This is a genomic window from Micromonospora sp. NPDC005252 (assembly GCF_042872475.1).
GTDB lineage: Bacteria > Actinomycetota > Actinomycetes > Mycobacteriales > Micromonosporaceae > Micromonospora.
In genome coordinates, this window is record NZ_JBIAKN010000001.1 from 741,665 (window position 1) to 764,051 (window position 22,387).

Here is a 22,387-nt window from a genome sequence, read left to right on the forward strand (position 1 = left end):
ATGGTGGATATTGCACGCAGTGTTTGCGACGACACTCATCGACGTGACGATGCAACCACCGCCGAATCCTGGCCCGCCGCACGTGCCGCCGTTCGGCCCTGGGCCCCGCCTGCCCGCCGCCCAGAGCTGGTTCCGCCGGGCCAGTCCCGCCAGCCGCGTCGCCGTCATCCTCGGCTCGGTGGCCCTGTCGTTCCTGCTGCTCTGCTGCGCCGGCACCGCGATTGTCAGCGCCCTGGCCGGCGAACCGGAGCCCACCCGCACCGGCACCGCGGCCGAGCAACCGCAGCAGCCCATCGTGGCGGCACCCGCCGAGCCGACCGAGGAGGCCCCCGCGCAGGAGGTGTCGCCGGTCGCCGCACCCTCCACCGCGTCGGTCTCGCCGAGCCCGTCCAGCGCCGCGCCGGTGGTGCAGGTGACGACCGTGACGGAGCGGGCCACGATCCGGTACGCCGAGCGGACCGTGAAGGACTCCTCCCTGGCCGAGGGCAAGCGGGTCGTCCGAACCAAGGGCGTCAACGGTACGAAGACACTGACGTACGAGGTGACCACCACGGACGGGGTGCGGACGGCCCGGAAGCTGGTGAAATCCGTTGTGACGAAGCAGCCGTTGACCCAGGTCGTCGCCGTCGGCACCAAGAAGGCCGCGCAGGCGAAGTGCGACCCGAACTACAGCCCCTGCGTCCCGATCGCCAGCGACGTCGACTGCCTGCCAGGCAGCGGCAACGGCCCCGCCTACGTTCGCGGCCCGGTCAAGGTCATCGGCACCGACATCTACGACCTCGACCGCGACAACGACGGCTACGGCTGCGACTAACCGCGCCGCGTCAGCCCTGCCCCGGTTGCCCTGAACCGAGTCGATCATGGAGTTGTGGTGCCCGGTAGACGATGGTTCAGGAGTTCTGTCCGGCACCACAACTCCTTGATCGACGCTGTGGTGGAGGTCGATGCGCATAGCACGGGTGGGCTTTGTTTGGGGGTTGTGCACAGGGCGCTCGGGTATCCACAGATTCCTGGGTCGGGGCGGAATGCCTGGGGCGGGGCGCGGCAGTCTCTGCCGCATGGCACAGGATCAGTATCGATACGCGGAGTTACTCGCCGCCGGCCTCAGTCGGGAGCAGGTGCGCAGGCTGGTTGGGCTGTCCCGCCTGCACCGGTTGACGCGGAGCGTCTACACGCCCTCGGCCGACCCAGCCGCGCGACTGCCGGCGATCTTTCGGCGGTTGCCTGAGACTGCCGTCGTCGGCTTCCATACCGGTGCACAGTTGCACGGCTTCGGCGACGTCCGCAGTTTCGACGTGCACATCATTGTGCCGGCCGGCGAGAACGTCCCGCAGATGCGGGGAGTCGTCGCCCACGAGGCGGTGCTGCCGGTACGCGATACGGTGCTGCTGGGCGGAGTGCCCTGTGCCCCGGCCGCCCGTTGCGCGGTCGACCTAGCCCGGTCACTGCGCCGAATGGACGCGATGCCGCTGCTGGACCTGTGCCTTCGCGTGGGTGCCTGCCGATCCGAGGAACTCAGGGCGGAGGTCGCTCGGCACAAACGCCTCCGTGGCGTCTGCCAGGCGCGTGAACTCGTGCCACGCGCCGACCCGCGGGCGGAGTGCCGGCAGGAGAGTCAGCTTCGCCTGGTGTTGATAGATGGCGGCCTGCCACCGCCGGAGCCACAGGTCTGGGTCCCGGACGGTCATGGAGTGCCGCTCTACCGCCTCGACCTCGGTTACCGGCGCCGCAAGGTCGGCGTCGAGTATGACGGATCGTCCCATTTGGACCGCGACCGTCTCCGGCATGATCGTTCCCGATCGAACTGGCTAGCCGCAAACGGCTGGAAAATCCGCCACTTCACGGACCTGGACCTCTACCGCCGCCCCAACCACATCATCAAAACCCTGATCCCCCTCCTCCACCCCTAACTCCCTCCCCGCCCCACGCTCCCCAGGGCCGATCATGGAGTTGTGGTGGCTGACGAAAGGTGTAAAGCATCCCTTGCTGCCCACCACAACTCCATGATCGACGGGGCGGGGGCGGCCCACACGCAGCGGTCGCGGGTGACCTAGGCGGCGAGGCGGGAGCGGATGAGGAAGCGGAGACCGTCGGGGGCCTCCAGGGAGAAGCCGCTGCCCCGGCCCGGGACCACGTCGACGGTGAGCCTCGTGTGTTTCCACAACTCCCACTGGGCCGACGACATCCAGAACTCGACCGGCTCCGGCACACCGTCCACGGCGAGCGAGGCGAGCAGGACATCGGACGATCCGGTGCGGAACTCGCCTGCCGGGTAGCACATCGGGGCACTGCCGTCGCAGCAGCCGCCGGACTGGTGGAACATCAGCGGCCCGTGCCGCTCCCGCAGCGACCGGATCAGATCGGCCGCCGCGGGGGTCACGGAGACGATGGACATCAGAAGAAGCCGAGCTTCTGGGTCGAGTAGCTGACCAGCAGGTTCTTGGTCTGCTGGTAGTGCTCCAGCATCATCTTGTGGTTCTCCCGGCCGATGCCGGACTGCTTGTACCCGCCGAACGCGGCGTGCGCCGGGTACGCGTGGTAGCAGTTGGTCCACACCCGCCCGGCCTGGATCGCCCGCCCCGCCCGGTACGCGGTGTTCATGTCCCGGGTCCAGACGCCCGCGCCCAGCCCGTACAGGGTGTCGTTCGCGGTCTTCACGGCGTCGTCGAGGTCGGCGAAGGAGGTCACCGAAACCACCGGTCCGAAGATCTCCTCCTGAAAGACCCGCATCGAGTTGTCGCCCTCGAAGATCGTCGGCTGGACGTAGTACCCGCCGGACAGCTCCCCGCCCAGATCCGCGCGGGCGCCGCCGGTGAGCACCTTCGCACCCTCCTGGCGGCCGATGTCCAGGTAGGACAGGATCTTCTCCAGCTGGTCGTTGGAGGCCTGCGCGCCGACCATCGTGTCGGTGTCCAGCGGGTGGCCCTGCACGATCCGGCCGGTCCGCTCCACCGCCGCGGCGAGGAAGTCCGAGTAGTGGCCCTGCTGGATCAGCGCCCGCGACGGGCAGGTGCAGACCTCGCCCTGGTTGAGGGCGAACATGGTGAAGCCCTCGAGCGCCTTGTCGAAGAAGTCATCACGGGACGCGCTGACGTCGTCGAAGAAGATGTTCGGGCTCTTGCCGCCCAGCTCCAGGGTGACCGGCTTGATGTTCTCACTGGCGTACTGCATGATCAGCCGCCCGGTGGTGGTCTCACCGGTGAACGCCACCTTGGCGACCCGTGGCGAGGACGCCAGCGGCTTGCCGGCCTCCACGCCGAAGCCGTTGACGATGTTGAGCACGCCCGGCGGCAGCAGGTCCGCCACCAGCGACAGCCAGTAGTGGATCGAGGCCGGGGTCTGCTCGGCCGGCTTGAGCACCACGGCGTTGCCGGCGGCCAGCGCGGGCGCCAGCTTCCAGGTGGCCATCAGGATCGGGAAGTTCCACGGGATGATCTGCCCGACCACGCCGAGCGGCTCGTGGAAGTGGTACGCGACGGTGTCGTCGTCGATCTCGCCCAGCGAGCCCTCCTGCGCCCGGATCGCCCCGGCGAAGTAGCGGAAGTGATCGATGGCCAGCGGAATGTCGGCAGCCAGCGTTTCGCGGATCGGCTTGCCGTTCTCCCAGGTCTCGGCGATGGCCAGCGACTCCAGGTTGTCCTGCATCCGGTCCGCGATGCGGTTGAGGATCAGCGCCCGCTCGGCCACCGAGGTGCGCCCCCAGGCGTCGGCGGCGCCGTGCGCGGCGTCCAGGGCCTTCTCCACGTCCGCGGCGGTGCCCCGGGCCACCTCGGTGAAGGTCTGCCCGGTGACCGGGGTCGGGTTCTCGAAGTAGCCACCGCCGTGCGGCTTGACGTACTCGCCGCCGATGAAGTGGTCGTAACGGGACTGCCAGTGGGTGGGCGCGTCGTAGCGCGTCATGGTTACCTCCGCCGTCGTGGTGCGGTGTCGGCGGCGAGGCTAGTTTCGGGGACGTTGCAGCAACGTTGCGCGTGGTAGGTCGTACTCCGTGGCGAGCTGGTGGATGCGGGCGAGCGCGAGCGGCCGGCGGGCCGCGCCCACCGGTAACGCCCGCGCCAGGGCCTGCCACGCGGTCAGGTCGTCGGCGCCGGCGGGCGTCGCGGTCCACGCCGCGAGCAGCGCCGGGTCCGCGGCGGCCAGCACGGCCGCGCGGAGCTGGCCGTCGATGAGCCGGCGCAGTCGCGTGACTCCCGGCGCGTCCGAGCCGGGCAGCAACGGCCCGGAGTACGCGTCGAGCGCGCCCGCCGGATCGCCCTGGTCCAACCGGTCGGCGACCGTGGTGAAGTCGGCGCGGACGGTGCCGTGCAGCCGGTACGGGCGGGAGTCGAGCAGCTCGGGGCCGAGCACCCGGCGCAACCGGGACAGCTCCGCGCGCAGGGTGACCGGCAGGAGCCGGTCGTCTCCGTACACGTCGAGGCCGAGCTGTTCGCCGGTGCGCCCCTCGGGATGGTGCAGCAGCAGCACCAGCAGCTCGCTGTGCCGGCGGCCCAGCCGGATGCGCCGCCCGTCGACCCGCAGTTCCGCCTCGTCGCGGCCGAGCGCGGTCACGGTGACGACGCCGGGCTCCACCGGTCGGTCGGTGGCGAGCTGCGCCTCGGCGGCCCGGGCGGTGGCGCGGACCAGCGCCAGGCTGTGCGGGTTGGCCAGGTGGTCGCCGCCGGTGATGTCGACCGCGCCGAGCAGTCGCCCGGTGGCCGGGTCGTGGATCGGCGCCGCCGCGCAGGTCCAGCGCTGCACCGGCCGGATGAAGTGCTCGGTGGCGAAGATCTGCACGCTGTGGTCGACGGCCAGTGCGGTGCCGGGGGCGTTGGTGCCGGCGTGCCTCTCGTCCCACAGGGCGCCGGGCACGAAGTTCATCCGCTCGGCGTGCCGGCGCACCCCCGGGTGGCCCTCCACCCAGAGCAGCCGCCCGTACGCGTCGCAGACCGCCATCAGGTGCGCGCCGTCCTGGGCGATGCCGCCGAGCAGGTCCCGGAAGAGCGGCAGCACCTGGGCCAGCGGGTGCGCGGCCCGGTAGCTCGCCAGCGCGTCGTCGGTCAGGTCGACCGGCGGAGTTGCCTCCGGGTCGAGTCGGGCGGACCGTTCCCACGACCGGCGTACCACCTCCCGCACCCGGCGCGGCGCGGCGCCGGCGGCGAGGAACGCCTCGTGGGCCGCGCCGACCTGCGCGATCCGCTCGGCCGGATCGACGCCGAATTCCAGGGCGAGCCACGGGTCAGCCATGGGGCGACCTCCTCGGTCCCCATCGTGACGCAGCTCACCCTCGATCGCCAACCACACCAGGTGCGGACCCGTCGAACTGGCCGCCACGGCGATCGGTGCCCGTGTCGGCTGAACGGTAGGTCCCTCCCGTCCGTACCACGCGGTGAAGAACACACCGAGGACGGGAGTGACGGCGATGAGGGTGCAGCGCAAGCACGTGCTGGCGGCGACCGTGGCGGTGCTCGCCGCGGCGGGAGTGGCGGTGGGGACCGGGTTCGGGTTCGCCGACACCGCACCCGCGCAGCAGTCCGTCTGCTCGGGCTCGGTCACCTTCTCGGCCGAGGGCGGGGCCCCGGCGGCGACCAGTGACCGGTTCCCGGTGGGCACGCGGCTGCGGGTGACCAATCTGGACAACAACCGGGCGGCCACGGTGACGGTGACCGGCCCGTCGGGCAGTTGTGTGCTGCTCAACGCCGCCGCGATGGAGCTGGTGCGGGAGCCGGGCAAGAACGTGATCCGCCGCAACGTGGTGCAACGGCTCGACGGCGAGGCCGTTCCGCCCGCCGCGCCGCCGGCCGCCGGCACGGTCCGACCCGGCGCAGCGTCTCCCGGAGCGCCCGGCCCGGCGCCCCGCTCGGCCTGCTCGGGGGCGATCACCTTCTTCGCCGAGAATGCCGCGCCGGCGGCGACCAGCGGGCAGTTTCCGGTGGGCACCCGGCTGCGGGTGACCAACCTGGACAACAACAAGGCCACCACGGTCACGGTGACCGGCCCGTCGGGCAGCTGCGTGCTGCTCAACACCGCCGCGATGGACCAGATCCGCGAGCCGGGCAAGAACCTGGTCCGCCGCAACACCGTCGAGGTGCTTCGCTGACCCTGCCGTGCGGAAGGGCCCCTTCTCGGGAAGGGCCCCTTCTCGGGAAGGGGCCCTTCCCTCGGTCAGCCGAAGGCGGCGTCGAGGATGTCGGCACCTCTGGTCAGCTGCTCGTCGGAGATCACCAACGGGGGCAGGAAGCGCAGCACGTTGCCGTACGTGCCGCAGGTCAGGGTGAGCAGGCCGGCGGCGTGGCACGCGGCCGAGATGGCCGCCGTGGCGGTCGGGTCGGGGACGAGGGTGCCGGGCTGCACCAGCTCCACGGCGAGCATCGCGCCGCGCCCGCGTACCTCGGCGATGCGGGGGTCCCGCTCGGCGATGGCGCGGAGCCGGGGGGCCAGCACGGACTCGATCCGACGGGCCGCGCCCGCCAGGTCCAGCTCGTGCATGGTCTCGATGGTGGCCAGCGCGGCGGCGCAGGCGATCGGGTTGCCGCCGTACGTGCCGCCGAGCCCGCCGACGTGCACCGCGTCCATCAGCTCGGCCCGACCGGTCACCGCCGCGAGGGGCAGGCCACCCGCGATGCTCTTGGCCAGGGCGACCAGGTCCGGTTCGACGCCCTCGTGCTGGCAGGCGAACCAGTCGCCGGTACGGCAGAAGCCGGTCTGGATCTCGTCGGCGACGAACACCACGCCAGCCGCTGTCGCCCAGGCTCGCAGCGCCGGCAGGAAACCGGGCGCGGGCACCACGAAGCCGCCCTCGCCCTGGATCGGCTCGATGAGCAGCGCGGCGACGTTCTCGGCGCCGACCTGCTTCTCGACCATCTCGATGGCCCGCGCGGCCGCCTCGGCGCCGGAGAGGCCGCCGTCGCGCAGCGGGTACGACATCGGCACCCGGTAGATCTCTCCGGCGAACGGCCCGAACCGGTGCTTGTACGGCATGTTCTTCGCGGTCAACGCCATGGTCAGGTTGGTCCGGCCGTGGTACGCGTGGTCGAACACCACCACGGCCGGTCGCCCGGTGGCGTGCCGGGCGATCTTGACGGCGTTCTCCACCGCCTCGGCCCCGGAGTTGAACAGGGCCGAGCGCTTCTCGAACCCGCCCGGTGTCAGCGCGTTGAGCTGCTCGCACACCGCCACGTACGACTCGTACGGCGCGACCATGAAGCAGGTGTGGGTGAACCGTTCCACCTGCGCGCGGACCGCCTCGACCACCCTCGGCGCGGAGTTGCCGACGCTGGTGACGGCGATGCCGGCGGCGAAGTCGATCCACTCCCGCCCGTCGACGTCGGTGAGCGTGCCGCCCGACGCGGAGTCCACGTAGGACGAAATGACACTGCCCACGCCCCGGGCGACGGCACCACCGCGCCGCTTGTGCAGTTCTTCGGAGGATGTCATCGCCTCAGCCCTCGATGTTGTGCATGACGTGCTTGATCCGGGTGTAGTCCTCCAGGCTGTAGACCGAGAGGTCCTTGCCGTGCCCGGAGTGCTTGAAGCCGCCGTGCGGCATCTCGGAGACGAACGGGATGTGCGTGTTCACCCAGACGCAGCCGAAGTCCAGCCGCCGGGTCATCCGCATCGCCCGGCCGTGGTCCCGCGTCCAGACCGAGGCCGACAGGCCGTAGTCGACGCCGTTGGCCCAGCGCACCGCCTCGTCCTCGTCGGAGAAGCGCTGCACGGTGATGACCGGCCCGAACACCTCGTCCTGGATGATCTCGTCGGACTGGCGCAGCCCGGACACCACCGTCGGCGCGTAGAAGTAGCCGCGCTCACCCTGCCGGGAGCCGCCGGTCTGGATCGCCGCGTGGTCGGGCAGCCGGTCCACGAAGCCGCTGACCCGGGCGAGCTGGTTGGCGTTGTTCAGCGGGCCGTAGAGCACGTCCGCGTCGTCCGGTGCGCCGGTCTTCGTGTTGCGGGCCTGCTCGGCCAGGGCCGCCACGAAGTCGTCGTAAATGCCCGGCCCGGCCAGCACGCGGGTCGCCGCCGTGCAGTCCTGACCGGCGTTGAAGTAGCCGCCCAGCGCGATGGCCTCGGCCGCCGCCGCCACGTCCGCGTCGTCGAAGATCACCACCGGGGCCTTGCCGCCCAGCTCCAGGTGGGTCCGCTTCAGGTCGGGGGCCGCCGCGGCGGCCACCTCCATGCCCGCGCGCGTCGAGCCGGTGATCGACACGAGCTGGGGGGTCGGGTGCGACACGAGGGTACGACCGGTGTCCCGGTCGCCGCAGACCACGTTGAACACCCCCGGCGGGAAGAACTCGGCGGCGATCTCGGCGAGCAGCAGCGTCGACACCGGCGTGGTGTCCGACGGCTTCAGCACCACCGTGTTGCCGGCGGCGAGGGCCGGGGCGATCTTCCACACCGCCATCATCAGCGGGTAGTTCCACGGGGTCACCTGGGCGCAGACACCGATCGGCTCGCGCCGCACGTACGAGGTGTGCCCCGCCAGGTACTCGCCGGCGGACCGCCCCTCCAGCAGGCGGGCTGCCCCGGCGAAGAACCGGAACTGGTCCACCGCCGGTGGCAGCTCCTCCTCGGCGGTGAGCTGGCGCGGCTTGCCGGTGTTGCGGACCTCGGCGTCCACCAGTTCGGCCGCGCGGGCCTCCACGGCGTCGGCGAGCCTGAGCATCGCCCTCTGCCGCTCGGCCGGGGTGACCTCCCGCCAGCTCTCGAACGCGGTGGCGGCGGCGGTCATCGCCGCGTCGACGTCGGCGGCCCCGGAGACCGGCGCCTGGGCGAACACCTCGCCGGTGCAGGGGTCGACCAGATCGGCGTACCCGCCGTCGGCCGGTTCGACGTAGGAGCCGTTGACGAAGTTGCGCAGCTGCTGCTGGTCACTCATGACGGGATCACTCCGAGGGGGGCCGGGGATGCGGTGTGCGGAGGTTATCGCAATCTTCCTGCCATCTTCGCTACTGAATTCGCGGCAGACAAGGGATACGGCGACTGTTTCCGTCGGCGGTTGTCTCGTCTACGCTGCACGGCGTGGAGCCCGCAGACTTCTTCGTCGCCTCCCGTCCCGCCTCCGGTGAGGGCGAGCTGACCGTTCACCATCCGTACGACGGCCGCACGGTGGGGCGTACCACCTTTGCCACCCGCGACCAGGTCGACGCCGCCGTCGCGGCGGCGGCCGGTGTGGCCGCGCAGGCCGCGGCCCTGCCCGCGCACGCCCGGGCGGCGGCCCTGGACCACGTGTCGCGGCGGCTCGCGGAGCGCGCCGACGAGGTCGCGGCGCTGATCACCGCCGAGAACGGCAAGCCGGTGAAGTGGGCGCGCGCCGAGGTCGGGCGGGCGGTGTCCACCTTCCGGTGGGCCGCCGAGGAGGCCCGGCGCTTCTCCGGTGAGCTGCAACGCCTCGACACCGACCCGGCCGCCAGCGGGCGGATCGCCCTGGTCCGGCGGGTGCCGAGAGGGCCGGTGCTCGGCATCGCGCCGTTCAACTTCCCGCTCAACCTGGTCGCGCACAAGGTCGCGCCGGCCATCGCGGTCGGTGCGCCGATCATCGTCAAGCCGGCCCCGGCCACGCCGCTGTCCGCGCTGCTGCTCGGCGAGCTGCTGGCCGAGACCGACCTCCCCGCCGGCATGTTCTCGGTGCTGCCGCTGCCCAACGACCGCGCCGCCGAACTGGTCGCCGACCCCCGGCTGCCGGTCGTGTCGTTCACCGGGTCGGGGCCGGTCGGCGCGGCCATCCGCCGGCAGGTCCCGGAGAAGCACGTGACGCTGGAGCTGGGCGGCAACGCGGCAGCGGTGATCTGCGCGGACTGGGCGGCCGACGAGGACCTGGACTTCGCCGCGCAGCGCATCGCCACCTTCGCCAACTACCAGGCCGGCCAGTCGTGCATCGCCGTGCAACGCGTGTACGTGCACCACGCGCTGCATGCCGACTTCCTGCCCCGGCTGGTCGCGGCGGTCCGCGCCCTGCGCACCGGAGATCCCGCCTCGGAGCTGACCGACGTCGGGCCGATGGTGTCCGAGGAGGCGGCCCGCCGGGTCGAGACGTGGGTGGCCGAGGCGGTCGGGGCCGGCGCCACCGTCGAGGTGGGCGGCGTGCGGGACGGCGCGACGTACCCCCCGACCGTGCTCACCGGTGTGCCCGCCGATGCCAAGGTCGTCGCCGAGGAGGTGTTCGGGCCGGTGCTGGTGGTAACCCCGGTCGCCGACGACCAGGCCGCGTTCGCCGCGGTCAACGGCTCGGCGTACGGGTTGCAGGCCGGCGTGTTCACCCGGCGCCTGGACGTGGCCTTCTCCGCCGCGCGGGTCCTGGAGGTGGGCGGCGTGATCGTCGGCGACGTGCCGTCGTACCGGGCCGACCAGATGCCGTACGGCGGGGTCAAGGGCAGCGGCGTCGGTCGGGAGGGGCTACGCAGCGCGATGGACGACTACACCGAGGTGCGGGTCATGGTGCTGACCGGGCTGGCGCTCTAGCTCGGGTCCGCCGGCCAGGTGCCGTCGTCGCCGACCCGGGCGGGGGCGCGGCCGAGCAGCAACGTGGTGAGCGCGGCGTCGATGGTGTCGCCGAGGAACCACTCGCCGGCCTGGTCGAGGGCGAAGACCCGGCCGCGCTCGTCGACGGCGAGGATGCTGTCCTGCTGCTCGGTGCCGATCGGAAAGAGCCGCACGCCGAGCACCGCGCCGAAGTCCGCGAGGGTGTCGGCGGTGTGCGCGATGGTGTGCGGGCGGATGTCGAAGCGCGAGATCCACACCTGCGCGCCCGGGCCCCGCCGCGCGCCGACCAGGCTGGGGAACGCGGTAAGCGCCTCCACGGCGGCGGGAAAGACCTCGTGCTGGTGGACGGCCCCCGGCACGGCGGTGACGTCCCGCACGCCGGCCGCGGCCATGATCTGGTCACCGATGTGCGGTCGCCAGCCCGCCGCCACCAGCGCGTTGGCCACCTCGGGCGAAAAGCGGCCCGGGTCCGGGTCCGGCTCCGCCGGTGCGAGCCACGTCTCGGTGTAGGCCCGCGCCGACTCCGGTAGAACGTTGGCGCTCACCAGGAAAGAGATGCACGAGTCGCAGGGTCGCTCCGCGGCGCCACCGGCCGGGTCACCCGGCTCGCGGATCCGGAAGATCTCGAAGCGCGCCGCCTCCAGCAAGGCTGCCGCCTCGGCCCGCCCCATCGGCTCGATGCCCTCGGCGGCCCGGCGGTGGTCGTACTCGTGCAGCACGTCGGAGACCACGATCAGCTCGGCGTGACACTCGGCGCCGCGGACCAGCTCGCCCGGAGGCCGCTCGTCCAGGTAGCTGCGGACGAGTGGGTGGTGGTTCAGCGCGACGGCGCCCTTCGTGCCCTGGGCCGTCCAGATGCGACCGTCGAGGGTCAGGTGTGCCACCGTGTTCGGCATCGGCGCGCGACGGATCTCCCGGATCAGCAGACTCGACGCGTCGACGGTGCGGGGGGCCGTCGGCCCGCTGGGCTGACTGCGCCGGTACAGGTCCGCCACCACCTCGGTGGGCACGCGGGGCCAGGTGGTGACCTTTCCGGTCCGCCTGTCGATGACGGTCGTCGGCAGATCGCCGGGGATCGCCCGCACCTCGCTCGACACGATCGAGGTGACGACGAAGCCGAGGTCGAACTCGTCGACCACCGGGGTGCACTCGTGGCCGAGGCGCTGCGAATCCCGGCGCGCCCACGCGGACGCGAGCTGCTCGGCCTGCTGACGGTCGATCACACATCGAAACTACCGGACTACACGAATCGATGGCGGCCGGTATGGTCTTCCCTACCGACGGTGACGGGAGGAGCGGCGGTGAGCGAACGCGTGGACCGGGACGCCAATCGCGAGCTACGGGCCCGATTCGACGACGTGTACGGCCAGTATCAGCAGCTCAGGTCCGGTTTGGACACTCTGCAGGCGCGGCTCGCCCAACTGCGGGTGACCCGGCGCTCGCCGGACGGCCACGTCACGGCGACCGTCGGCGCGCAGGGTCAGCTGGTCGAGGTCGTCCTGGCCCCGGCGATCTACCGGGACCGCGACGCGGAGGCGCTGAGCCGGAAAGTCACCGAAACGGTCCACGCCGCCGTGGCCGCCGCCACCCAGGCCACCCAGGACCTGGTCGCCGAGACCATGCCGGCCGGTGCCGGCTCGGCGGAGTTCCTGCGTACCGGCGATTTCGGCGCGTTGCTCGGCCGCGCGGACGCCGTGCTCGGGCGCGGCGAGGGGCCGGCATGACCGACGGTCAGCTCTGGCTCGACGCGTCCCGCGCGCGGCGCGGTGGCGCCGACCTGGCCCTGTCCGGCGAGGCGGTGACGGCCAGCCGGGCAGCGGAGGGCGGCGAGATCGAGGCCGCCAGCGGCGCCCGCCCGTGGGGGCGCGACGACATCGGCGCCGCGTTCGAGCGCAGCTACCGCGGCATCGAGCAGACCGTGCTGCGCGCCTGGGCGGGCGTCGGGCAGCGGCTCACCGAGCTGAGCGCCGACGTGGTCAGCGCCGTCGACGCGAGCGTGCAGACCGACCAGAGCAGCGCCGCCCGGCTCGACCGGGCCGCCGACCAGCGCTGACGGCGGGTCGATCCGGATGAGCGTGCTGCCCAGCCCGATCCCGCACCCGCTCGACTACGCGCCCTGGGACGTTCCCGGCTGGATCTACGAGGCCCTCGACTGGGCGGTCGGCGTGCAGTGGCCCGAGGGGAACGAACGGGCCGTCTGGGACGTCGCCGACCGGTGGTACGCGGTCGCCGGCGTCCTCGCCGGTCCGCACGCCGACGCCGCAGCGGCCGCCACCGAGGTACGCAGCGGATACGGCGGTGTCGGAGCCGTCGACGCCGCGTTCGAGGCGGCCTGGCGTGGGATCACCGAGGGTGCTGACGCGCCCCTGCCGGTGCTCCTCGCGGTCACCGCCGATCTGGGTCGCCTGGTCGAGGAGTGCGGCTGCGACATCGAGGGCGCCAAGCTCGAAGTCTGGATCGAGTTGGGCATCCTCGTCATCGAGCTGCTCTCGGTGGCGGTGGCGGCGCTGCTCACCGCGGGTGCCGCATCCCCGGCCGCCGGCGCGGCCATCACCGCCACCCGGCTGCTGATCCAGCAGATCTTCAAGCGTCTGATGGGCCAACTGGCGAGCAAGGCGCTGCGGCGGGGGCTCAAGGAGGCCGGCGAGCGCGCCGCCAAGGAGGTCGCCAAGGGTGGCGTGCGCGGCCTCGCCAAGCGAGCCACCCGGGAGGGGCTGGAGGAGGCGGCCGAGGAGTCCGGGATCAGCCTGGCCACCCAGGCGTACCAGAACTCCACGGGCCGGGCGCACGGCGTGGACCTGACCGACCTGGGCGCGTCGGCGGTCGGCGGGCTCGCCGGGGGAGCGGTCGCGCCACTGGCGGGCCTGGGCCGTCACGCGACCGGCCGCGCGGCGCGCATCGGCGAGCACCTGGGTCGGGAGATGACCGGCGAGATGTTCGCCGAGAGCGCCGCCAGCATCGCCACCGGGCAGGGCCTGACCTCGGTGGAGGACGCGGTACGCGCCGCCGCGTCCGGGGCCACCGGGTCGGCGACCGGGCAGACCGACCACGCCCTGCAGGCCCGGCTGCACGCGCAGGCCAACGCCCTCGCCGGAGCGTCCTTCACCGGCCCGTCCCTTCCGATCCCCACCGCGCCTCCGCTGGATGCCTCGCCCCCGGAAGCCGCGTCTTTCTCGCCGGCGTCTTCTGCTCCGGGGCCGCTGTCTGGGGCTGCGTCCTCCCCGGGGTCTCCGGTGGCGGATGTCGCCCAGCAGGCGGGGGCGGACGTTGTCGGCTCGCCGGTGCCGGCGGCACCCGACGCGACGTCGTCGGGCGTTGGGCACGGCACGAGTCCGGCGCTCTCCGCTGTCGCGGCGGATCCCACGCTCTCGGCCGTCGCGGCCCCGGGGCTTCCTGCTGTCGCGGCGGATCCCCTGCTCTCGGCGGTCACCGCGCCCGTGGCCGGCGCCGTTGACCCGAACGGCGGGCCGGTGGCGGGTGCTGGGCCGGCGGTCGGCGCGTCGCCGGGGATCGCCTCGGGTGCGGTCGCCCCGGGCACCAACGGCACGGTTGCCGTGCCCCCGTCGACCGGCCCGTCGCCGGCTTCCGTGCCTCCGTCGACCCTGCCGTCGGCCTCCGTGCCTCCGTCGACCCTGCCGTCGGCCTCCGTGCCTCCGTCGACCCCGCCGTCGTCGGCTTCGGTGCCGCTGTCGACCGGCCCGTTAGCGGGGGGCCTTTCCCCGTCGGCGGCGGCGAGCACCGTGGGGCTGGCGACGCCGGTCGCGTCCGCCGGTCCCGCGTCGACCGTCGCCCCCGGAACGGCGTTTCCGTTCACGTCCACCGGCCCGGTGGCCGGTACGACGCCCGATGCCGCCGGCAGGCCCGGCGGTGGCGCGGTCACCGGTGCGGCGGTGGGCCGGCACGCCGTACCCACGCGGTTCTCGACGCGGGAGGCGCCCGCGCCGGCCCGCGTACCCCGGCAACGGGCTCGCGGCCGGGCCTCGGTTCCCGTCGACGTGCTCGCGTTCGGCGACCCGTCGGTGTCCGTGACCGAGAGCGACGGGTACGCCGCTCGGTGGGTGGCCGAGGCGGAGGCCGCCGAGCGGCGGCGCTACCAGGGCCACTACGAGTCGCAGCGGACCGGGTTCGAGAACAATCGCCGGCAGGCGGAGGCCGCCCGCCTGCGGACCCGCGCCGCGGAGCACGACCGCAGGGCTGTCGAGTACGCGAACTACGCCCGACAGTTGCACCAGGCGGGGCACCGGCAGTGGGCCGACGGCTGGCAGCGGGCGGCGAACGACGAGACACGCGCGTACGCCCAATGGCGTGACCTGGCCGACGACGTGCTGGCGGGCATCAGGGCGCCGGCGGTCGTGGACCTCGCCGACGGCGCTTTCGCGCACGCCAACAGCGACGTGGGCGCGCTCGCGCTCGGCGCGGTGGAGACCGCCGGCCCGTCCCGGCTCACCGGCGACGACGTACCCCCGTCGATCGACGACTCCCGGCCGTACGGGCAGCCGGGCGGGCTCCGGCCGCCGCTCGCCCTGCACCAGGTCGACGTCGAACGGCAGATGCCCCGTGACCTCGACGGCGCTGTCCTGCGTACCGCCGACCCCCGCCGGGGCGGCTGGTTCCGCCTCCTGAACGACGGCGGCCCCCAGGCCGACGCCACCCGGGGCATCAACTGCCTGGACTGCACCCTGTCGCTGTTCGAGACCTGGGTGCACGGGCGGCCGCGGGTGTCCGCGCCGCGCACCTTCGACGGCTACCTGGACGGCGACACCCGACGCCCGATCCGCGGTGAGGCGGGTGGCCCGGGCCGGGTGGAAGACGTGACCGGCGGCCGTTTCCAGCGCGTCCTCGCACCGCCATCCGACCAACGGGCTCACCCGGCGCAGGCGCGGCAGGCCGCCGACCGGGGGTACGCCAACCTGCACGACCAACTGCTGCTGGGCGGCCACGGCAGCTACGCGTTCCTGATCACCGAGTGGGCGGGCGGCGGCTCGCACGCCTGGGTGGCGCTCAACCAGAACGGCACGGTCCTCTACGTCGACCCGCAGACCGGCCTCGTGCGGGACCGGCCGCTCTACCCCGACGTGGTCGGCATCGACGCACTCGTGCTGGGCGGGGACGGCCGGCCGATGCCACTCGGCGGGCTGCCCCGAGGCCGGTTCAGTGAACGTCCCGACCTGCCGACCCACCCACCGGCGTACGACGACGGCGGCCATGGCGACCCGTACATCAACCGGATGTACCTGCTGCTCGACGGGCCGGGCTCGGTGGCGGGTGCCCCGAGTGGGTCGCCCGGTCCGGCTGCGGACAGGCCGACGGCGGGCCGCGACCCGGCTGAGGTGCTCGCGCTGGCCGACAGTCTGGACGAGGTCTTCTCGGCCGGGGTGAGCCCGGGTGAGTTCGCGAGGGCCCTGGATCCACCGACCCTGCGGCGGCTGGTGCCCAGCCTCGACGACGCGGCCGCGCAGGACGGGTCGCGGCTGCTCACGGATGCCCGGGTCCGCGACATGCTGGATACCGCCCTGCGAGAGCCACCCGCCAGCGAGCCGAAGCTGGCCGAGACGTTGGCCCGGCAACTGGCGCAGGCGCCGGACCTGGCGCGGATCATCCTGGCCAGCCCCGAATTGGCGACGTCACTGACGGCGCGGCCGTTGACGCTGCATCACCTGGCGAGCCACCAACAGGCCATCGATGCCCTCGCCGACGTGCTCGACGACATCGCCCAGCAGGAGCCGGCAGGTCCGGCTGCGGCCGACCGGAGGGCATCCCAGCCGCAGCCGACACCTCTGACCGACGAGCAGCGACGGATCAGCGCGAGTATTCAGGTGCCCGACGATCCGCCGACTCAGCCAGCATTCGACAGGCGTCAACGAGGCGACCGGTCCTACCGCGAGCGCTACCTGGACGACCTCTATTTGGCGGCTGCTGTCGCTCAGGTGGAGCTGAATCAGTTGGCGATGTCGCTCGCGCAGGTTGGTGACCGTCGTGTCGGTGAGCCCGGCTGGCGCTCCCAACCCAAGGACCGCCGCCGGGCCGAGGACAAGGTGAACAAGTACGGGGGTGACGCGTCCAAGTTGTTCGACCTCGCGGCCGCCAAGGTCGAATTTCGCAGGCCCGACGACCTCTACGCGGCGCTCGGACGAATACGCGACCATCCTGACGTCGTGATCGTGCGTTGTCAGGACCGGTTCATGTCTCCCCAGGACAGCGGCTACCGGGACGTACAACTCGTACTGCGGACCCGGGACGGCCATCTCGCCGAGTTCCGCCTGCACCTGGCCGCGCTCGACGCGGTGGCGGTCTGGGAGCATGCGCTGTATGAGGTGCGCCGTGACGTGGACGCCCTGGCCCGGGCCGAGGGTCGAGCCATGAACAGTCGCGAGAGCGCGATCGCAGATGGCATCCTCCGCCGCGAGCAACAGTTGTTCTGGGAGGCACTGCTGTCGGCCTACGAGGGGAACGCTTGATGGCGCACATGCCAGGTCTGGTGCTCCCGGCTTACTACCTCTATTACCAGTCGCCAGTGAAGATCGTGGAGACGTCCGACGGCGGTGCCAGGGTATGGCGGGTATCCATCGACACCGGGGGTTGGCAGGAAAAGAATGACCTCTTTGGCGAGATTGTCTTCGACGTCGGAGGAGAGGTATTTCGCCAAACTGCGGAAGAGTTCGTGCAGGAAGTTGAGCGTTTCCGGGCGCACTATCTGGTCGGCGAAGGGCCGATCTTCGCCCTCTACGAGACCGTGCAGGCACTCCGGGATGTGGCGGAGGCGGAAGGGCGACCGTTGACTCCGAAGGAACAGGCTCTGATCCGGGGGATTCGCCAGCGGACGTTCGTGATGTTCGAGGAGCAGCTTCGCGCAGCCGGCGATCCGGGTGCTGATCCCGAGTTGGCGACGTGACCCACGGTGCCGTCGGCGCAGGCTGACGGGCGCGCGGCGGTTGCCGAGGTGGACGGTTATCGACAAGAGTCGTCGTATGGCTGACTCACGCGCCGAGGCGACGACCTCCGACGGCGAACCCACGCGGACCTTCGGTTGGTCGTACCTGTTCGTTCATCCGGACGACGACCCGCGCTCGGATGGCAACTTCGCCGACGAGCGGACGGTGCTCGTCGAGTACCTGCGTGACCAGCGCCTCACGTTCGAACTCAAGTGTGACGGCCTGAACGCCGAGCAGTTGGCCCGGCGGGCGGTGCCGCCGTCGACGATGTCGCTGCTCGGGCTGATCCGACATCTGGCCGAAGTGGAGCGCGGTTGGTTCCGCAGGACCATGGCCGGCCAGGTCGCGCCCAAGCTGTACTGCTCGGACGACGATCCCGACGGCGACTTCGACGGCGCGGTGGCCGATCCGGCCGTGGTCGACGAGGCGTACCTCACCTGGCGTACGGAGGTCGAGTTCTCCGAGCGCTTCGTCGCCGAGGCAGCGGATCTGGGAGTGCAGGGACGGCAGCGGGACGGCAACGTCATCGTGCTTCGTCGGCTGCTGGTGCACATGATCGAGGAGTATGCGCGGCACAATGGCCACGCCGATCTCCTGCGCGAGCGCATCGACGGAAGGGTGGGTCAGTGATGGCCGAAGGGTCCGACATCCGGTTGACGCGGGCGCAGGAGCGCTATGAGCAGGCGGTCTTCGGCGGCGACGCGAAGTCGTTGGACGAGGCGGAGCGGGATCTCGTGGCGTTGGAGGCGGACACGGCTCTGGCCCGGGGCCGGCTCCTGCATGCCCGCTTCCTGGAGACCGGTGCGGAGGACGCGGCCGAGCTGCGGCTCTTCGAGCGGGCGGCGCAGCTCTACCGCGAGCTGGGTGACGCTCATGGCGAGGGGGAGTCGCTGTTCTGGGTGGGCACGGTCCACCAGGTGATCCGCCAGGACCAGGCGACCGCCGACCCGGCCTTCGCGCGGGCGCGTGAGCTGGCGACCGAGGCGGGCGACGAGCTGACCCTGTCGTACGTGCTGCGGCACCTCTGCTTCGGTGAGCAGGCCGCCGGTCGGGTCGACGCGGCGCGGGAGTTGCTGGCGGAGTCGACCCGGCTGCGCCGGGAGCTGTCCTTCACGCCGGGGGTCGCGGCGAACCTGATCGGTCTGGCGGACCTGGCGGCGACCGACGGTGACCGGGATGCCGCCCGCGAGCTGCTCGACGAGGCGGCCGAGCTCGCGGCCGGCAGCGGTGCGCACGGTGTTGCCCGGTGGGTGCAGGAGGCCCGCGACGAGCTGAAACTCGCCTGATCACGAGTAGGACAAGTAGCCGACGAGGTGACCGACGCCCTCGCCGACGGGCTTCGCCGAGCGTGATCGACTCGACATCGCCGATATGGGGGTGTCCGAGGACGTGGGATACCGCGATATCGCCGAAACCGAGTGGATCAAGGCCGGGGGCCGGTGTGGATCAAGGGTGGGCGCTGATGTCTGGTGGATCAACGCCGGACCTGGGGTACGTGCCGCGCAGCGAGGCGGAGGCGGTGGCCGTACAGGAGGAGTTGCGGCCGCTCGTCGACCTGGTCGGGCCGGGTCCGGCCGCGCCCGCGACGGTGGCCGGCCTGGACGTCGCGTACGCCGAGAGCGGCGACCTCCTCGCGGCGGCCGTGACCGTGCTGGACGCCCGGACGTTGGCGGTGGTGGATTCGGCGGTCAGTGTGGGCCGGCCTTCGTTCGGTTACGTGCCGGGGTTGTTCGCCTTCCGCGAGCTGCCGGCTCTGCTCGCCGCGCTGGACACGCTGACGACCAGCCCGGACCTGCTGGTCTGTGACGGGCACGGCGTGGCCCATCCGCGCCGGTTCGGGCTCGCCTGTCACCTCGGGGTGGTCACCGGCCTGCCCGCGATCGGCGTGGGCAAGACGCCGCTGGTTGGCGAGTGGGATCCACCGGCCGCCGAGCGGGGTGCCTGGTCGGCGCTGCGCGACGGAGGTGAGGTCGTGGGCCGGGTGCTGCGGACCCGGGACGGGGTGAAGCCGGTCTTCGTGAGCGTCGGGCACCGGATGAGCCTGGACAACGCGACCGCGCAGGTGCTCGCGTTGACTCCGCGCTACCGCCTGCCCGAGACGACCCGTACCGCCGACCGGCTGTGCCGCGACGCCCTCGCCGGGATCACGCACTCCAACCTGGACGAATTGGGCGGTGGAGCCCTCGGAGGCTCTACCGACGGAGATCGCCGAGCGTGATCGACTCGACATCGGCGATATCGGGGTGTCCGAGGCCGTGGGACACCCCGATATCGCCGATACCGAGTGGATCAAGGCTCGGTGGCCGCCGGGCCGGTCGTAAACCGTAACGCCGGACACATGCGGGCCGCTCTATGACCGGTGGCGGGGGTAGGCCGGTAGTAGCCTGGCCGCGGACCCCACCCGGGGAGAACGGTGAGGTGATCATGACGGTGCGTCGACGCGCGGCACGGCTCGCGACGGTCTGCGGTCTGCTGGTCGGCCTGGTGATGCTCGGTGCGTCACCCGCGCTGGCCGACGAGGACTCGGTCCGTGTGGGGTCGGCCAGCAGCTTCGCCGCCGGGGGTTCGGCCCAGGGGGTGAACGTCGCGGTGCGCAAGCGCTCCGGCGGCTGCGTCCTGCTGCGTACCGCCCTGGGTCTGCGCCTTGAGGGTCTCCAGCCGAGCCAGGTGGCGGTCCAGGTGAACGCGGGCGGGCACTGGGTTCCGGTGGCCGTCGGCGGCGGTGACGGCAACGTGGAGACCGGGCAGACCGCACCGGCGAAGCCGACCCTGTGCAAGGGCAAGGGCATCACCGTGCGGTACCGGGTGGCGTTCGCCGCCGACGCGCCGGGCGGCCAGCTCTACGTGACCGGTGTGGCTCTGACCGCTGCCGGCCAGCAGTTGGGGCAGGGCGCCGACACGGCGAAGGTCACCGGGCGGCTCTCCCCGTCGCTCACCCCGACGCCGTCGAAGAAGCCGACCCCGACCCCCAGTCCCACCGAGGTCGCGGCGGCCGGCGAGGTGGTGAACCCGGCCGCGCTGGGCCCGACGTCCGCCGCGCCCAGCGTGACCGCGGTGGCCGCCGAGTCCGGCGGTGGTTCGCCGATCATGTTCTTCGGCATCGCGATGGTGGCGGTCGGCCTGCTGCTCATCGTGCTGCTGGTGCGCCGCTCCCGGCAGGACCGCACGCCGTCCGACGAGCCCGGCCCGCTGCCGGGCAACCCCGGTGGCACCACCTACCGCTCCGGCGGTGGGTCGCCCGCCGTGCCCGGTCAACCCGGCCCGGTGTACGGCCAGCAGCCGTCGACCGCCGGCCAGGTGCCTCCGCCCCGCCCCGCCGGCGGAGGGGTCTACGGGGCGCGACCCGTGCCGCCGACTCCGGACGCCACGCAACCGATGCCGGGTGCTCCGGCTGGTCCGGGTGCCCGGCCGCTGCCCGGTGACCCGCCCACGCCGCCCGACGGTGGCGATCACACCGTGTTCATGCCTCGGCTCCCCGGCTGACCGGGGCCGGGCCCGGACGCTCCGATACGCTCAGGTTCGTTGGAAACCTGCGGCCAAGGAGCGGAACTAGTGTCTGATCTGTCCCAGATCGTGAAGGCGTACGACGTCCGAGGGACGGTGCCGGACCAGTGGGACGAACGGGTCGCCGAGGCGCTCGGGGCCGCCTTCACCCAGCTGCTCAACGCCAGTGACGAGCCTGGCGACGCGGTTGTCGTCGGGTACGACATGCGGGCCAGTTCGCCCGGCCTGGCCGCCGCGTTCGCCGCCGGGGTGCGGGCCGAGGGCCGCTCGGTGATTGAGATCGGGCTCGCCTCCACCGACCTGCTCTACTTCGCCTCCGGCTCGCTCGACCTGCCCGGCGCGATGTTCACCGCCAGTCACAACCCGGCGCAGTACAACGGCATCAAGATGTGCCGCTCCGGCGCCCGGCCGATCGGCCAGGACAGCGGGCTGGCGGAGATCCGGGAGCGGGCGCAGGCCCTGCTGGACTCCGGGGCGTCGCGCCCGGCGGGTGAGCCGACCCGCCCGGCCGAGCGGCGGGACCTGCTTCCCGACTACGCCGCGTACCTGCGCAAGCTGGTCGACCTCTCCGGCATCCGGCCGCTGAAGGTGGTGGTCGACGCCGGCAACGGGATGGGTGGCTTCACCGTCCCCACCGTGCTCGGCGACGCCGCCCTGTCGCCCCTGCCGTTGGAGATCGTGCCGCTCTACTTCGAGCTGGACGGCAGCTTCCCCAACCACGAGGCGAACCCGCTGGACCCGGCGAACCTGGTCGACCTCCAGCGTGCCGTGGTCGAGCACGGGGCCGACATCGGCCTGGCCTTCGACGGGGACGCCGACCGGTGCTTCGTGGTGGACGAGCGCGGCGAGCCGGTGTCGCCGTCGGCGATCACCGCGCTGGTCGCGGCGCGTGAGCTGGCCAAGCACCCGGGCTCCACGGTGATCCACGGTCTGATCACCTCCAGTGCGGTCGCGGAGATCATCCGCGAGCACGGTGGGGAGCCGGTGGTCGCCCGGGTCGGGCACTCCTTCATCAAGGCGGAGATGGCCCGCACCAACGCGGTCTTCGGCGGCGAGCACTCCGCGCACTACTACTTCCGGGACTTCTGGTTCGCCGACACCGGAATGCTCGCCGCGATGCACACCCTGGCCGCCCTGGGCGAGCAGTCGCAGCCGCTGTCGGTGCTGGCCGGCGAGTACGAGCGCTACATCGCCTCCGGCGAGATCAACTCGACGGTCGCCGACCAGGCCGCGGCGGTGGCCGAGGTGCGTGCCGCGTACCCGGACGCGACGGCCGACGAGATGGACGGGCTGACGCTGCGTTTCCCCGACGGCGCCTGGTTCAATCTGCGTGCCTCCAACACGGAGCCGCTGCTGCGGCTCAACGTCGAGGCGCCCACCCGCGAGCGGATGGTCTCGCTGCGGGACGAGGTGCTCGGCCGCGTTCGCCGATAAGATCGCCTGCGCCGGTCGGCACCGCCGCCGGTGACCCCGCACTCGTGGAAGGAGCCGCG

Annotated in this window: 19 protein-coding genes; 13 read left to right on the forward strand and 6 right to left on the reverse strand. The window is 72.4% G+C overall.

Annotated elements, in window-relative coordinates; all coding sequences use genetic code 11:
• Nucleotides 1-49: 49 nt before the first annotated feature.
• A complete protein-coding gene (locus ACFYPH_RS03600) occupies nucleotides 50-814 on the forward strand; it encodes a G5 domain-containing protein (RefSeq protein ID WP_354854317.1) in 765 nt (254 codons plus the stop codon).
• Nucleotides 815-1,058: 244 nt separating this feature from the next.
• On the forward strand, nucleotides 1,059-1,910 hold the full coding sequence (locus tag ACFYPH_RS03605; protein ID WP_387178589.1) for a DUF559 domain-containing protein: 852 nt from the start codon (nucleotides 1,059-1,061) through the stop codon (nucleotides 1,908-1,910).
• Between the two features lie 140 nt (nucleotides 1,911-2,050).
• On the opposite strand, the gene ACFYPH_RS03610 is transcribed toward ACFYPH_RS03605, so the two are convergent.
• Genes ACFYPH_RS03610 through ACFYPH_RS03620 form a run of 3 tightly spaced genes read right to left on the reverse strand, consistent with a single transcriptional unit; the run spans nucleotide 2,051 to nucleotide 5,223 of the window.
• The gene (locus ACFYPH_RS03610; RefSeq protein WP_387178592.1) at nucleotides 2,051-2,395 is read right to left on the reverse strand and encodes a DUF779 domain-containing protein; all 345 of its coding nucleotides are present in this window, start codon (nucleotides 2,393-2,395) and stop codon (nucleotides 2,051-2,053) included.
• Nucleotides 2,395-3,900, reverse strand: a complete 1,506-nt coding sequence (gene adh, locus ACFYPH_RS03615) for an aldehyde dehydrogenase (RefSeq protein ID WP_387178595.1) — start codon at nucleotides 3,898-3,900, stop codon at nucleotides 2,395-2,397. The genes ACFYPH_RS03610 and adh overlap by 1 nt, the downstream gene beginning before the upstream one ends.
• A gap of 39 nt (nucleotides 3,901-3,939) precedes the next feature.
• Complete coding sequence (locus ACFYPH_RS03620; protein ID WP_387178598.1) at nucleotides 3,940-5,223, reverse strand: GAF domain-containing protein; 1,284 nt, start codon at nucleotides 5,221-5,223, stop codon at nucleotides 3,940-3,942.
• Nucleotides 5,224-5,398: 175 nt separating this feature from the next.
• On the opposite strand from ACFYPH_RS03620, the gene ACFYPH_RS03625 reads away from it, so the two are divergent.
• Entirely contained in the window at nucleotides 5,399-6,076 is a 678-nt protein-coding gene (locus ACFYPH_RS03625; protein ID WP_354854277.1) for a hypothetical protein, read from the forward strand.
• A gap of 65 nt (nucleotides 6,077-6,141) precedes the next feature.
• Here the strand turns inward: ACFYPH_RS03625 and gabT are convergent, their stop codons facing one another.
• Entirely contained in the window at nucleotides 6,142-7,413 is a 1,272-nt protein-coding gene (gene gabT / locus ACFYPH_RS03630; protein WP_355132905.1) for a 4-aminobutyrate--2-oxoglutarate transaminase, read from the reverse strand.
• A 4-nt stretch (nucleotides 7,414-7,417) separates the two neighbouring features.
• Nucleotides 7,418-8,854 carry a gamma-aminobutyraldehyde dehydrogenase gene (locus ACFYPH_RS03635; RefSeq protein ID WP_354854280.1) on the reverse strand — a complete coding sequence of 479 codons (1,437 nt, stop codon included), beginning with the start codon at nucleotides 8,852-8,854 and terminating at the stop codon, nucleotides 7,418-7,420.
• Between the two features lie 143 nt (nucleotides 8,855-8,997).
• On the opposite strand from ACFYPH_RS03635, the gene ACFYPH_RS03640 reads away from it, so the two are divergent.
• Entirely contained in the window at nucleotides 8,998-10,437 is a 1,440-nt protein-coding gene (locus ACFYPH_RS03640) for an aldehyde dehydrogenase family protein (RefSeq protein WP_363935235.1), read from the forward strand.
• Here the strand turns inward: ACFYPH_RS03640 and ACFYPH_RS03645 are convergent.
• Nucleotides 10,434-11,681 (reverse strand): SUKH-3 domain-containing protein, encoded by a 1,248-nt coding sequence (locus ACFYPH_RS03645; RefSeq protein WP_387178603.1) that lies wholly within the window; start codon nucleotides 11,679-11,681, stop codon nucleotides 10,434-10,436. The two genes, ACFYPH_RS03640 and ACFYPH_RS03645, sit on opposite strands and share 4 nt — an antisense overlap.
• A gap of 78 nt (nucleotides 11,682-11,759) precedes the next feature.
• Here ACFYPH_RS03645 and ACFYPH_RS03650 point away from each other — a divergent pair, with 78 nt between their 5' ends.
• The 9 genes from ACFYPH_RS03650 (at nucleotide 11,760) to ACFYPH_RS03690 (ending at nucleotide 22,328) form a co-directional block, all read left to right on the forward strand.
• The gene (locus tag ACFYPH_RS03650; RefSeq protein ID WP_387178606.1) at nucleotides 11,760-12,182 is read left to right on the forward strand and encodes a YbaB/EbfC family nucleoid-associated protein; all 423 of its coding nucleotides are present in this window, start codon (nucleotides 11,760-11,762) and stop codon (nucleotides 12,180-12,182) included.
• Nucleotides 12,179-12,511 (forward strand): hypothetical protein, encoded by a 333-nt coding sequence (locus ACFYPH_RS03655; RefSeq protein ID WP_387178609.1) that lies wholly within the window; start codon nucleotides 12,179-12,181, stop codon nucleotides 12,509-12,511. Before ACFYPH_RS03650 ends, ACFYPH_RS03655 begins: the two co-directional genes overlap by 4 nt.
• Nucleotides 12,512-12,527: 16 nt before the next feature.
• Complete coding sequence (locus ACFYPH_RS03660) at nucleotides 12,528-16,916, forward strand: toxin glutamine deamidase domain-containing protein (RefSeq protein ID WP_387178612.1); 4,389 nt, start codon at nucleotides 12,528-12,530, stop codon at nucleotides 16,914-16,916.
• Nucleotides 16,917-16,972: 56 nt separating this feature from the next.
• On the forward strand, nucleotides 16,973-17,350 hold the full coding sequence (locus ACFYPH_RS03665; protein ID WP_387178615.1) for a hypothetical protein: 378 nt from the start codon (nucleotides 16,973-16,975) through the stop codon (nucleotides 17,348-17,350).
• Nucleotides 17,351-17,426: 76 nt separating this feature from the next.
• Complete coding sequence (locus tag ACFYPH_RS03670) at nucleotides 17,427-18,020, forward strand: DinB family protein (RefSeq protein WP_387178618.1); 594 nt, start codon at nucleotides 17,427-17,429, stop codon at nucleotides 18,018-18,020.
• Nucleotides 18,020-18,676 (forward strand): tetratricopeptide repeat protein, encoded by a 657-nt coding sequence (locus tag ACFYPH_RS03675; protein ID WP_387178621.1) that lies wholly within the window; start codon nucleotides 18,020-18,022, stop codon nucleotides 18,674-18,676. The genes ACFYPH_RS03670 and ACFYPH_RS03675 overlap by 1 nt, the downstream gene beginning before the upstream one ends.
• A 176-nt stretch (nucleotides 18,677-18,852) precedes the next feature.
• Entirely contained in the window at nucleotides 18,853-19,608 is a 756-nt protein-coding gene (gene nfi / locus ACFYPH_RS03680; RefSeq protein ID WP_387178624.1) for a deoxyribonuclease V, read from the forward strand.
• A gap of 206 nt (nucleotides 19,609-19,814) precedes the next feature.
• Complete coding sequence (locus ACFYPH_RS03685) at nucleotides 19,815-20,873, forward strand: hypothetical protein (protein WP_355063059.1); 1,059 nt, start codon at nucleotides 19,815-19,817, stop codon at nucleotides 20,871-20,873.
• Nucleotides 20,874-20,942: 69 nt separating this feature from the next.
• The gene (locus ACFYPH_RS03690) at nucleotides 20,943-22,328 is read left to right on the forward strand and encodes a phosphomannomutase/phosphoglucomutase (RefSeq protein WP_387178627.1); all 1,386 of its coding nucleotides are present in this window, start codon (nucleotides 20,943-20,945) and stop codon (nucleotides 22,326-22,328) included.
• Nucleotides 22,329-22,387: the final 59 nt, after the last annotated feature.

Bases quoted from the DNA above. Each gene is read 5' to 3' on its own strand.
- ACFYPH_RS03600 (WP_354854317.1), top strand. From the start codon at position 50: ATGCAACCACCGCCGAATCCTGGCCCGCCGCACGTGCCGCCGTTCGGC.
- ACFYPH_RS03605 (WP_387178589.1), top strand. From the start codon at position 1,059: ATGGCACAGGATCAGTATCGATACGCGGAGTTACTCGCCGCCGGCCTC.
- ACFYPH_RS03610 (WP_387178592.1), bottom strand. From the start codon at position 2,395: ATGTCCATCGTCTCCGTGACCCCCGCGGCGGCCGATCTGATCCGGTCG.
- adh (WP_387178595.1), bottom strand. From the start codon at position 3,900: ATGACGCGCTACGACGCGCCCACCCACTGGCAGTCCCGTTACGACCAC.
- ACFYPH_RS03620 (WP_387178598.1), bottom strand. From the start codon at position 5,223: ATGGCTGACCCGTGGCTCGCCCTGGAATTCGGCGTCGATCCGGCCGAG.
- ACFYPH_RS03625 (WP_354854277.1), top strand. From the start codon at position 5,399: ATGAGGGTGCAGCGCAAGCACGTGCTGGCGGCGACCGTGGCGGTGCTC.
- gabT (WP_355132905.1), bottom strand. From the start codon at position 7,413: ATGACATCCTCCGAAGAACTGCACAAGCGGCGCGGTGGTGCCGTCGCC.
- ACFYPH_RS03635 (WP_354854280.1), bottom strand. From the start codon at position 8,854: ATGAGTGACCAGCAGCAGCTGCGCAACTTCGTCAACGGCTCCTACGTC.
- ACFYPH_RS03655 (WP_387178609.1), top strand. From the start codon at position 12,179: ATGACCGACGGTCAGCTCTGGCTCGACGCGTCCCGCGCGCGGCGCGGT.
- ACFYPH_RS03660 (WP_387178612.1), top strand. From the start codon at position 12,528: ATGAGCGTGCTGCCCAGCCCGATCCCGCACCCGCTCGACTACGCGCCC.
- ACFYPH_RS03670 (WP_387178618.1), top strand. From the start codon at position 17,427: ATGGCTGACTCACGCGCCGAGGCGACGACCTCCGACGGCGAACCCACG.
- ACFYPH_RS03675 (WP_387178621.1), top strand. From the start codon at position 18,020: ATGGCCGAAGGGTCCGACATCCGGTTGACGCGGGCGCAGGAGCGCTAT.
- nfi (WP_387178624.1), top strand. From the start codon at position 18,853: ATGTCTGGTGGATCAACGCCGGACCTGGGGTACGTGCCGCGCAGCGAG.
- ACFYPH_RS03685 (WP_355063059.1), top strand. From the start codon at position 19,815: ATGACGGTGCGTCGACGCGCGGCACGGCTCGCGACGGTCTGCGGTCTG.